This is a genomic window from Magnetococcales bacterium (assembly GCA_015231755.1).
In the GTDB taxonomy this organism is placed as follows: domain Bacteria; phylum Pseudomonadota; class Magnetococcia; order Magnetococcales; family Magnetaquicoccaceae; genus Magnetaquiglobus.
Map to the genome: position 1 here is coordinate 200,350 of JADGAZ010000002.1, position 11,524 is coordinate 211,873.

Consider the following 11,524-nt stretch of genomic DNA (forward strand, 5'->3'; position numbering starts at 1 on the left):
AACCGGCCTTCAAACCATCCGGATTATTTGCACTTGTTGAAATCGGGTCTGTCACCGGCGCAGAAGTTGGCACCCTTGGGATCGGCGGCCCCCGCGTCGTTGAAACCACCGGTCAAAGCCGCGCCCTTGAACGTGGCGGCGATCTTCTTGGACTTGGTGATATCGGTGCGATCGTTGGCACAGGCTTTTTTGGCGGCTTCCACACAGGCTTCCTGGGTGGCGGCGGCGTTATCCTTGTCACACGCCTGCTTGCCGTCGCACTTGGCGTAGGCTGTGGCCTCCTGACCCGCGCAAGCAGTCCGATGATAGCTGACGACACAATCCGCAGCAGCGGCGCTGCCGACAAAGCCGAAGACAGCCAGGAACAGGGGCAGGGAGAAAGCAGCCTTTTTCATATCAAACTCCTTGTGCAAGATGGTGTGACGAAAGGGTGTGGGTGAATGGGCCTCATTGTGAAACAGGCCCATCCACTCCACAAGGATTCAACCCCCTTTCAACACGATCTTAACACAATCTTCATGAAGGCTTTAAAAATCCTTCATGGTCAGCTTGACACGACCTTGCCGATCGATGTCCAACACCTTGACCTTGACCACATCCCCTTCCTTGATCACATCCGAAACCTTGGCCACCCGCTGGCTGGAAAGCTGGGAGATATGCACCAAGCCATCCTTGTTGGGCAGGATGTTGACGAAGGCGCCGAAGTCGGTGATGCGCACCACTTTGCCCTCGTAGACCGCATCTTTTTCCACGTCCGAGACAATGCCCCGGATGATGCGTTCGGCGGCCTTGGCGCTTTCGCCATTGGCCGAGGCGATGTTGATGGTGCCGTCATCGCTGATGTCGATCTGGCAGCCTGTCTCCTCGGTGATGCCCCGGATCACCTTGCCACCGGTACCGATGACATCGCGGATCTTGTCGGGATGGATTTTCATGGTGAAAATCCGGGGAGCGTGGGGCGACAAATCGCCACGGGTGGCGGAGATGGTTTTTTGCATCTCGCCGAGGATGTGCAACCGGCCTTCCCGGGCCTGACGCAGAGCCACGGCCATGATCTCCCGGTTGATGCCGGTGATTTTGATATCCATCTGCAACGCCGTGATGCCCTGGGCATTGCCGGTCACCTTGAAATCCATGTCGCCGAAGTGGTCTTCGTCACCGAGGATGTCGGACAGAATCGCGAACCGCTCGCCCTCTTTGACCAGACCCATGGCGATCCCCGCCACCATGGATTTCACCGGCACGCCGGCATCCAGCATGGCCAGGACCGAACCGCACACCGTGGCCATGGAGGACGAACCATTGGACTCGGTGATTTCGGAAGTGACCCGCAGGGTATAGGGGAACTCTTCCAGTTCGGGCAGGATGGCGGTCAAGGCACGGGCGGCCAGTTTGCCATGGCCGATCTCCCGGCGTCCCGGAGCGCCCAGACGACCGGTTTCACCCACGCAGTAGGGGGGGAAGGTATAGTTGAGATAGAACCGTTCACGGGTTTCGCCGAGGAGGCCTTCGACGATCTGCTCGTCGCGGCGGGATCCCAGGGTGACCGTGGCCAAAGCCTGGGTCTCGCCGCGGGTGAACAGGGCCGAACCGTGAACCCGGGGCAGCACCCCCACCTGACAGTCGATGGGACGGATCTGGGTCAGGGAGCGACCATCGATGCGGGAGCCACCGGAGAGGATCCGTTCCCGGATCACTTCGGATTCCAGATGCTTGCAGGCGATTTTGACTTCGGCGGCGCGATTTTTGTCACCCTCGCTCAGGGCCTCGGCGGCCTCTTGTTTGAGGAGACTGACGCTCTTTTGGCGTTCCATCTTGTCGGCGATCTCGTAGACCGCCCGCATCCGATCCCGATAGCCGGAACGCAACGCGGCGACCAGATCCACATCCTCGACCACCGCCGGGGCTTCCCAGCGGGGTTTGCCACATTCGGCGGCCAGTTCGCGAATCGCGGCCACCACCGGCTGATAGCCCTCGAAACCGAACATCACCGCGCCGAGCATTTCGTCTTCGGTGAGGAAGTTGGCTTCGGACTCCACCATGGTCACGGCGTCGCCGGTCCCGGCCACCACCAAGTCGAGCTGGGAAGCGGCCATCTGTTCGGTACTGGGATTCAATACGTATTGACCATCCACGAACGCCACCCGGGCGCCAGCCATGGGGCCTTCAAAGGGCAGACCCGAGATGGCCAAAGCCGCCGAAGCACCCACCATGGCGGGAATGTCGGCACTGTTCACGCCGTCGAAGGAAAGCACGGTCGCCACCACCTGGGTATCCAGGGTGAAGCTCTTGGGGAACAGGGGACGCAACGGACGATCGATCAGGCGGGAGGTGAGGGTCTCCCGGTCGGAAGGACGAGTCTCCCGCTTGATGAAACCACCGGGAATGCGACCGGCCGCCCAATATTTTTCCTGATAATGCACCCCCAGGGGCAGAAAATCCACGCCAGGACGGCCCTCTTTTTCGGCGGTGACCGCCACCAGCACCATGGTTTCGCCATAGGTGACCAGCACGGCGCCATCCGCCTGACGGGCGATGCGCCCGGTCTCCATGGTGAGGGTCTCCGAACCAAAGCGAACGCTTTTTTTATGTATGTCAAACATATTTTTTGATATCCATCGGTATGGGGTGAATCCCGCCGGGAGTATGCGCCAAAAGAAAGGATCCCGGCGGCTCGCGGACATTGTTTGCCCGCGACGCCGCCCGTCGGGAGGCGGCGTCGCGATTCCGGTCATGCGCGAACTATTTGCGCAGATTCAACCGCTTGATCAAGGTCTGATAACGCTCATTGCTCTGGGACTTGACATAGGTCAGCAGACGACGACGCAATCCGACCATTTTCAGCAGGCCGCGCCGGGAGTGATGATCCTTGATGTTGCCGCGCAGATGCTCGGTCAGATTGTTGATGCGTTCGGTCAGCAAGGCTACCTGCACCTCCGGGGAACCCGTATCCCCTTCCTTGATGGCATATTCGAGGATGAGTACCTGCTTGCGCTCCTGGGTGATCGACATCGGTTAACTCCTTATAGAATGACGGATTGATCCAAATGGGCCGGATTCACGCCAGGTTGAACAGCCGTTTCGGCGTACATGGCCGCCGACCCGAGGCGTCAAGCCCCTGGCCGAGGGTGCCGGTGGCGCCGAAGCGCCCCTCGGGTGACAGCAGACGCACCGGTCCCGGTGCCACCCCGTCCGCCTCGATCCATGCCGCCTGACCGTTCATGACCCGGCTCCAGGCCTCCAAACGCAGTCGCAACGCCGGGATGTCGTCCAGCGCCCGATCCACGGGTAACAAAAGTTCGTTCAAGCGTCCCGCTTCCACACCCTGGCTCAAGGCGTCCAGGGTGACGCACTCCGCCAGGGAAAATCCCAGGGTACGGGTCCGCAGCAGTCGTTCCAGATGGGCCAGACATCCCAGCTCCCGACCCAGATCCCGGGCCAGGGAACGCATGTAGGTGCCTTTGCCGCAACGCACGTCGAGGGTGATCAGCCCGTCGGCGTACTCTACCAGAGTCAATTCGTGGAAGGTGACCCGACGGGAGGGCAATTCGACGGTTTCGCCCCGTCTGGCCCGTTCATAGGCCCGCTCTCCGTCCACGTGAATGGCCGAATAGATCGGTGGCACCTGATCCTGTTCCCCGAGATAACGGGTCAGCAGTGCCAAGACGGTCTCCCGATCGGGAAAATCCTGATGGCCCGGGGTGAATTGACCGGTGGGATCTCCGGTATCGGTTTCCGAACCCAGACGGATCCAGCAGCGGTAGGCCTTGTCCCCTTCCAGCACATAGGCCAGGGTTTTGGTGGCCTCTCCCAAGGCGATGGGCAGCACGCCTTCGGAAAACGGATCCAGCGTGCCTCCATGTCCCGCCTTGCCGGCGCGGATGATCCGTTTGACCCGTTCCACCACCCGTGTGGAGGTATATCCGGCCTCTTTGTGAATGGCCAGCCAACCGTGTGGACCTTCGGTGTCCCGGCGACGCGACTTGCCCATGATGCGTTACGCTCCTGATCCAAGACGGTGTTCGTCCCCGTCGACGGACGGAATTTCGATGGTTTTCAGCAGGGTTTCGATCTGTTCGGCACGTGTGAAGGAGAGATCCGGCTCGAAGCGCAGTTCGGGAGCCAGACGCAATCCCAGGGCGCGGCCCACCCGGGCGCGCATGAATCCCGCAGCCCGTCTGAGACCGGAATGGACTTCGGCCAACTCCTGTCCCATGGCCGTGAAATGGACAACCGCATAATGCAGATCCCGACTCAAGGTGACATCGGTGATCGAAATCATGCTCATGGCTACTTTGGGGTCATGAATGTCGCCACGCTGCAACATGGCGGCCAATTCCTTGCGGATCTCTCCCCGGACCCGATCCACCCGCACGCTCACGTCACAATCTCCACCCGATAATCCACCATGACCCCCTCGCTCTCGGTCTCGATATAGTTCGCGACCTTCTGCAACCGGCTCTGGACCACTGCCACTTCGTTGCCGACAGCGGCAAACCCCAAACCGGCACCATCCCAGCGATCCAACGCATCCACCTCGGCGGCGGCCACCTCGAAACGATGACGAATCCGTTCCAGCAATCCCTTGACGATGCCACGTTTTTCCTTCAGGGAGCGCACACCCGGCAGTTCCAGACGCACTTCCAGCAGGCCGACACGGGTCATGGGCATTCTCCCTGGCCCGTGTCGGCCTGACTGGCAGTGTTTTTCATCAACCGATGGTCGCCTTGACCTCTTCGCGGGAGAAGGCTTCCAGGACATCTCCGACCCTCAAGTCGGTGTACCGATCCAGACTGATGCCGCACTCGGTGCCGTCCCGGACTTCCCGCACATCGTCCTTGAAACGCTTCAGGGCATGGATCGTCCCCACATACAGCACCACCTCGTCGCGCAACAGGCGGATATGGTTGGTTTTTTGTATCAGGCCATCCAGCACCATGCACCCGGCCACCAGACCCACCTTGGAGATGCGGAACAGCTCCCGCACCACCGCACGGCCCAGGGTGACCTCCTTGAGGATCGGCGAAAGCTTGCCCTCCATGGCGCTGGTCACGTCGTCCACCAGATCGTAGATCACGGAGTAAAACCGCATGTCCGCCCGTTCCCGCTTGACCAGTTCCCGGGCCTTGGCGTCGGCGCGCACATTGAAGCCCACCACCAGCGCCTGGGAGGCCACAGCCAGCATGACATCCGACTCGGTGATGCCACCCACGGCGGTATGGATGATATTGACGCGGATCTTGTCGTGGGTGATCTTGAGCAGGGCGTCGGAAACCGCTTCCAGGGAGCCTTGCACATCGGCCTTGATCACCACCTTCACTTCGTCCATCTCGCCTTGCTTGATCTGGTCGAACAGGTCGTCGAGCTTGGTGGTGGGCAACTGTTTGGCCAGTTCCTGTTCTTTGTTCTTGCGCATGCGGAAGGCGGCGATCTCTTTGGCGCGCCGTTCGTCCGGCACGGTGATGAGGTCATCCCCAGCCGCCGGCACACCCGACAGACCGATCACCTCCACCGGCATGGCGGGAGGCGCTTCCAGGACCGGCATGCCCTTGTCGTTGAGCAGGCCACGGATCTTGCCCCACTCGGACCCGACCACGAAGATGTCTCCCACCCGCAAGACACCATTGGCCACCAGACAGGTGGCCACGGCGCCACGTCCCTTGTCGAGTTTGGCCTCGATGATGAATCCACGGGCTTTCTTGCCGAAGTTGGCCCGCAGGTTCAGGACTTCCGCCTGCAACAGGATCATTTCCTTGAGGGCTTCGATGCCGATGCCGGCCTTGGCCGACACATTCAGGAAAATCGAATCCCCGCCCCAGGCCTCGGGCAGCAGCCCCTGATCCGCCAGTTGCTGCATCACCCGGTCGGGATTGGCGTTGGGACGGTCGATCTTGTTGATGGCCACGATGATCGGCACATTGGCCGCCTTGGCGTGGTTGAGGGCTTCCAGGGTCTGGGGCATGACGCCGTCATCGGCGGCCACCACCAGCACCACGATGTCCGTCACCTTGGCGCCACGGGCACGCATGGCCGTGAAGGCCGCATGACCCGGAGTATCCAGGAAAGTGATGGAGGATCCATCTTCCATGGTCACCTGATAGGCGCCGATGTGCTGGGTGATGCCCCCGAACTCCCGGGCCGCCACATCGGTTTTGCGAATGGCGTCCAGCAAGGAGGTCTTGCCATGATCCACGTGACCCATGATGGTCACCACCGGAGCGCGGATGGTCAGATCCTTGTCCAGGTCGTTGCTGTCCGCCAGTTCGGCCTCGATGGCCGCCCCTTCGGAGATGGTCTTGGGCCGGTGTCCCAGCTCTTCCACCACCAGCACGGCGGTATCCTGATCCAGCACCTGGTTGATGGTGACCATCATGCCCTGGGCCATCAGGCGTTTGATCACCTCCGAGGACTTGATCGCCATGCGGCTGGCCAGTTCGCCCACGGTGATCACCTCCGGGATGATCACATCCCGCAGCACCGGCTGTTGGGCCTGGGGTTCAAAGCGTCCGCCACCGCGCCGCGCCCCGGGCTTGAGGCCCAGGGTGGTCTTGCGGGCCGGCAGTTGCTTCTCCTGCGGGGCCACCGTCACCGCGGATTTCTTGCCCTTGCGCTTGCTCTTGCTCTTGAGGGTTTCCCGGGCGGCTGCCGGGTCGGCGGCGACCCCGGGGGTTTCCGCCGCTTCGACGGAACGGCGTTCGTCGATCTTGCGTTTTTGTTCCCGCAACTCGTTGAGCTGGGTCAGCCGTTTGGCCACCAGGATTTCGGTCTTCTTGCGGGCCAGATCCTCCCGTTGCGCCCGGGTCAGATTCTTGGCCGGCTCTTCCTTGCTGTTCACCACCACGCCCACGGCCTGGGTAATCTCTTCCGACACCACCGGTGCCGGAGACGCCACCGGTGCGGGGGTCGGGGCCGGACGCGCCACCTGGGAACGCACCAGGGTCTCCCGGGACGCGGTTCGGCTCGGAGCCGGATGGGAAGCCGCCTGGGGCGGGGTCTCGGTCCGTTGCGGCGCAGAGGCTGCGGCAGAGGTCCGGGAAGGATCGATCCGTACCGAAGCCGCCACGCCCTGGGGCTTGGCATCCGTGGCCCGGGACTTGTCGGCGGGGGGCTTGATCACCAAACGGGGCTCGGGGGTCGGAGGAGCCACCGGCACAACCGGAGGCGGCGGAGGGGGAGGCGGTGCCTCCGGCACGCTGCGGGCTTTTTCCGCCGCGAGGCGTTCGGCTTCCAGGCGTTCTTGTTCGCGCCGCTCGGCTTCCCGACGTTCGGCCTCCAACCGTTGCTGTTCCTGCCGTTCGGCCTCCAGTCGTTCGGCCTCCTGGCGACGCCGTTCGGCCTCCTGGCGTTCCCGCTCCAGCCGTTCGAGTTCTTCCTTCTCGCGCACCAGCCGTTCCCGTTCCTGCTTCTCCTGGAACGACTGACGCTCGGCAGGGGTCATGGGAGTCAGGATCTGCTGTTTGCGATCCCGGGCCGGCTCCACAGCCGCGCTCACCTGGGAGGCTCCGACGCGGGACTTGTCCCGGGCCTGACCCTGATCCTCCCGGACCGCGTCCAGGGATTCCCCCTCTTCTCCGGCGCTCTTCACGAAGGTCTTTTTCTTGCGCACCTCCACGACCACGCTCTTGCTGCGACCATGGGAGAAGTTTTGCTTGATCGATCCTCCCTCCACGGTCTTGCGCAGCACAATGCGTCGTGGGGCCTTGAGTTTCAGCCGCGCGCCGTCGCCGTCTTCACCTTCGCCGTCACTGTCTTTCAAATCGCTCAAAAGAACCTTCTCCACCGGTTGAATACCCTGCCGGTATTGTTGTTGGGGTTGTCACCATCCCGATCACACGCGCCCGCTCTCCGGTTCCCGCGTAAAACTCCACCAACGGGCGGCATCGGCACGAATTCTCTCTCCCACACCAGGATGGGTCACGGCGACCAGCACCACCGGACGTCCGGACCATATCGATCCCAAACGCTCCTGATTCGGCACAGTCACGATCTCCACCCCTTCGACTTCCTGGAGCCAAGGCTCCAGCCGCGTGCGCAGGGAACTGGCATCCTCGGCCAGCAGCAACAAAGGCCGCATCCCCCGCTTGATCAGCTCCTCCACTTCCCGCAGACCCTTCCGGCATCCCCCGGTTCTGCGGGCCAGCCCGACACCGTCCAGCAGACGTTGCTCCAGGCTCTGTCCCAGACGCGTCAACAGAAGCTCTCTCTCTTCTGGCGCCATTTTATGCCGTGTCAGCAGGGCCGTCACCCGTTTTCGATCCGGCATCACATGAATCCCGCGTCCTGGCAGCCGTCCAGCCACATCTTCCACCAGACGCCCTCCCGGATCCACCACAAAACGCAACAAAAACGCCTTGGGTCGCCGGTTGCGGGTAATGGCGCAACGCCGCCAGGGGCTGGCCTCCTCCTCTTTCGCCTGGGAGCGAGCCGATGGGACCAAAGGCACCGTGGCTGGCGCGCCCTCACCCGGATCGGTTGCCGGACCCCGGCCCCGGCCCCGTGCTTTGGTCACGTTACTCCTCAAACCAGCCCGCCACTTCACGCGCCTGAAGGATCACCCGTTCCACCTCTTTGCGGCTCAACGCATTGTCCAGCATCTCCAAAAGCTCATCCGCCGCCAGATCCGCCAAGTCATCCAACTGATTGACCCCCTTTTCGGCCATGGCGATCACCATGGAGTCGGTCAGGCCACGCAACTGGGAAATACGTGGATCGATGGAAAGGGCGGCTTTGCGCTCTTCGTTCTCCAAAGCCGAGTGCAACAACTGATCCCGGGCACGGGTGCGCAGTTCCCGGGCGATCTCTTCGTCGAAGCCCTCGATGCCCGCCAACTCCTCCAAAGGCACGTAGGCCACCTCTTCCAGAGTGGTGAACCCCTCTTGAACCAGGGACGTGGCCACATCCTCGTCCAGATCCAGCCGGTTCATGAACTCCCGGGCAATGGCGCCAAACTCTTCGACCCGACTTTCCGCCTCTTCCCGTTCGGTGATGATGTCGATCTTCCAGCCGGTCAATTCGGAAGCCAGACGCACGTTTTGTCCGCGACGACCGATGGCCAGGGAGAGTTGATCTTCGTCCACGATCACCTTGATGCGGGTTTCGTCTTCGTCCATCACCACCTTGACCACCTCCGCCGGGGCCAGGGCGTTGCAGACGAAGACCGCCGGATCCGGGGACCATTCGATGATGTCGATCCGTTCTCCCTGGAGTTCCGTCACCACCCCCTGGACACGGGAGCCGCGAATGCCGACACAGGCTCCCACGGGATCCACATGGGCGTCGTTGGAGCGGACCGCGATCTTGCTGCGGAATCCCGGATCCCGGGCCACGGCGCGGATTTCCACGATGCCGTCATAGATTTCCGGCACTTCCATTTCAAACAGCTTGGGCACCATCTCCGGGGCGGTACGGGAGAGAATGATCTGCGGACCCCGTTGCACATCCCGCACTTCGTGGATGTAGGCGCGGATCCGGTCTCCCGGACGGTAGTGTTCCCGGAACAGTTGATGTTCGTGGGGCAGAAAAGCCGCGGCCCGGCCCAGATCCACATAGATGTTGTTGCGCTCGACCCGTTTGACCAAGCCGTTGACCAAAGTACCCTTGCGATCGATGTATTCCCGGTAGACGCTGTCGCGTTCGGCTTCCCGCACCTTCTGGACGATCACCTGTTTGGCGGTCTGGGCCGCGATGCGTCCGAACTCGATGGGGGGCAGGGATTCGGCGAGAAAATCACCCACCTTCACCGACGGATTGAGCCGCATGGCGTCGGTCAGAAGCATATGGGTATCCGGCCCCTCGTATCCGGGGGCATCCTCGTTCTCCACCACTTCCCGCAATTGATTGAGCCGAAACTCGCCGGACTTGCCATCGAAGGTGACCTGGATGTTCTTGTGGGCACCGTATTTTCTTTTGGAGGCCGTGCGAATGGCGTCTTCCATGGCCTCGATGACGATATCCCTGGGGATCCCCTTTTCCCTGGCGAGTTGTTCGGCGATCTGTACGATTTCAACACTCATGAATGACACCCGGTGTCTTGGCTAAAATTCAAAATCCAGATGGGCCTTGCCGATCAGGCGGAAGGGGACGCGGATCACCGTGTTGTCCTTGAGGCGAATCAGCACATCGTCCTCTTCCATGCCTTGCAGGATCCCTTTGACCATTTTCCGGTTCGCGCCAGACGCGGACTTGCGCGCGGCCGACTTTCCGGGGCCGACCGGTTGTGATTCGGGCGGCGGCTCCGCAGACAGGGCCGCGAACACATGCACCACGGCCAACCTGCCCTGAAAGCGGATAAAATCTTCTCGTTTCTTCACAGGGCGCGTCAGGCCCGGCGAGGAGACCTCCAACCGGTATTCCCCTGTGATCGGGTCGTGGAGATCCAGCAGGGCCGAAAGCCGATCACTCACCGCGGCGCAGTGGTCGAGTTGCAGCGGACCATCCAGCCGATCCAGAAACACCCGGACCACCCGCGATCCCCCTTCCGGAACGATGGCCACTTCCACAAGTTGACACCCTTCGGCAACGGCGGCCTCGTTGGCCAGTTGTTCAAGCCGCGTCGGTGTCGCGGAGGGGTGGATTTCAGGTGAGTCGGTCAAGCGAACGTCGCCTCGGCAAATGGAAAAATCGGTTGAATCTGATCCGTTGGAAACCCACTCCCCGGCGGAACAAACTAAAAAAGCCGGCAAAGCCGACTTTTCCCACACTCGCGAATCAGTCATCCGCTACTATAGGACCAATTTCGCCAAAAGCCAAGGGAAACCGAAAAAATTGTGCGCCCCCATCCAGCCGACAAACTCACGTTTCATGGACGATTATCCCCACCCGGCGGATGTGTTCCAGCAAAGGGGGATGGCGGATGGCGTCGTAGGCTTTGACATCGAACCGATAGGGCGTGGGCAGGGACTCCAGGGCCTCGGCAACGGCTTCTGCCAACCGTTCGTCCCCGACTCCGACCAAGGCCAGATCGATATCGGAATTCGGACGATGCGACCCCTTGGCGCGGGAACCGAACAAAAGCGCAGCCCGGATCTGGGGAAATTGTCGCATCACCCCGCGCATCAACGCCAGTTCCTGATCGCTCAACCCGGTATTCACCGTGGCATGCTTCTCAACAGAAAAAATTCATGCAGCCGATCGAAGGCCTCGAAATAACGGGATTCCAGTTCTCGGAGCACCCGGTCGAACTGGTGGAAATCATAGGTATGGGACATCAGATTCCGGTGCAGCATGATGTCGATCCAGACCTGCGCGTCCTCCAGAAAACCGGCGGCAAACGCCTCCTGGATCACCTTGCGGGGCGTGGCCTCCCGGATCACGATCCCCTGCTCTTCCAAAAAATCCTTGAGGGTCTTCCAGGCCAGCTCAAACGCGAACTCCAAACGTTGTACCGCCCCTTCCCGCTCCAGTTGCGACAAGGAGTCCACCCCCCGCTCCCGCACCTCCCGCAGCAAGACGAACGCCCGGTCGAAATTGTCAAAACGCTGTTTCCAACGGATGTCGTGCATCCCACCCCTGTCCGGAACCACGA

Annotated in this window: 12 protein-coding genes; all 12 read right to left on the bottom strand. The window is 61.6% G+C overall.

Annotated features, from left to right (window positions below; all coding sequences use genetic code 11):
- Positions 1 to 23 precede the first annotated feature (23 nt).
- The 12 genes from HQL98_02285 to HQL98_02340 all read right to left on the bottom strand — a co-directional run bounded on the left by HQL98_02285 (position 24) and on the right by HQL98_02340 (position 11,501).
- Positions 24 to 395 carry a hypothetical protein gene (locus tag HQL98_02285; protein ID MBF0270891.1) on the bottom strand — a complete coding sequence of 124 codons (372 nt, stop codon included), beginning with the start codon at positions 393 to 395 and terminating at the stop codon, positions 24 to 26.
- Between the two features lie 132 nt (positions 396 to 527).
- The gene (gene pnp, locus HQL98_02290; protein MBF0270892.1) at positions 528 to 2,603 is read right to left on the bottom strand and encodes a polyribonucleotide nucleotidyltransferase; all 2,076 of its coding nucleotides are present in this window, start codon (positions 2,601 to 2,603) and stop codon (positions 528 to 530) included.
- 139 nt (positions 2,604 to 2,742) lie between these two features.
- The gene (gene rpsO, locus HQL98_02295; protein ID MBF0270893.1) at positions 2,743 to 3,012 is read right to left on the bottom strand and encodes a 30S ribosomal protein S15; all 270 of its coding nucleotides are present in this window, start codon (positions 3,010 to 3,012) and stop codon (positions 2,743 to 2,745) included.
- Positions 3,013 to 3,058: 46 nt separating this feature from the next.
- Complete coding sequence (truB, locus tag HQL98_02300) at positions 3,059 to 3,991, bottom strand: tRNA pseudouridine(55) synthase TruB (protein MBF0270894.1); 933 nt, start codon at positions 3,989 to 3,991, stop codon at positions 3,059 to 3,061.
- 6 nt (positions 3,992 to 3,997) lie between these two features.
- Entirely contained in the window at positions 3,998 to 4,381 is a 384-nt protein-coding gene (rbfA, locus tag HQL98_02305) for a 30S ribosome-binding factor RbfA (GenBank protein ID MBF0270895.1), read from the bottom strand.
- Positions 4,378 to 4,665 carry a DUF503 domain-containing protein gene (locus tag HQL98_02310; GenBank protein MBF0270896.1) on the bottom strand — a complete coding sequence of 96 codons (288 nt, stop codon included), beginning with the start codon at positions 4,663 to 4,665 and terminating at the stop codon, positions 4,378 to 4,380. The genes rbfA and HQL98_02310 overlap by 4 nt, the downstream gene beginning before the upstream one ends.
- Positions 4,666 to 4,711: 46 nt before the next feature.
- On the bottom strand, positions 4,712 to 7,756 hold the full coding sequence (infB, locus tag HQL98_02315) for a translation initiation factor IF-2 (GenBank protein ID MBF0270897.1): 3,045 nt from the start codon (positions 7,754 to 7,756) through the stop codon (positions 4,712 to 4,714).
- Positions 7,757 to 7,828: 72 nt separating this feature from the next.
- On the bottom strand, positions 7,829 to 8,509 hold the full coding sequence (locus HQL98_02320) for a DUF448 domain-containing protein (protein ID MBF0270898.1): 681 nt from the start codon (positions 8,507 to 8,509) through the stop codon (positions 7,829 to 7,831).
- 1 nt (position 8,510) lies between these two features.
- Positions 8,511 to 10,013 carry a transcription termination/antitermination protein NusA gene (gene nusA / locus HQL98_02325; GenBank protein ID MBF0270899.1) on the bottom strand — a complete coding sequence of 501 codons (1,503 nt, stop codon included), beginning with the start codon at positions 10,011 to 10,013 and terminating at the stop codon, positions 8,511 to 8,513.
- Between the two features lie 21 nt (positions 10,014 to 10,034).
- Entirely contained in the window at positions 10,035 to 10,715 is a 681-nt protein-coding gene (locus HQL98_02330; GenBank protein ID MBF0270900.1) for a ribosome maturation factor RimP, read from the bottom strand.
- A gap of 76 nt (positions 10,716 to 10,791) precedes the next feature.
- Positions 10,792 to 11,091: a nucleotidyltransferase domain-containing protein gene (locus tag HQL98_02335; protein ID MBF0270901.1), complete on the bottom strand. Its 300-nt coding sequence runs from the start codon at positions 11,089 to 11,091 to the stop codon at positions 10,792 to 10,794.
- A complete protein-coding gene (locus HQL98_02340; GenBank protein ID MBF0270902.1) occupies positions 11,088 to 11,501 on the bottom strand; it encodes a nucleotidyltransferase substrate binding protein in 414 nt (137 codons plus the stop codon). The genes HQL98_02335 and HQL98_02340 overlap by 4 nt, the downstream gene beginning before the upstream one ends.
- Positions 11,502 to 11,524 lie beyond the last annotated feature (23 nt).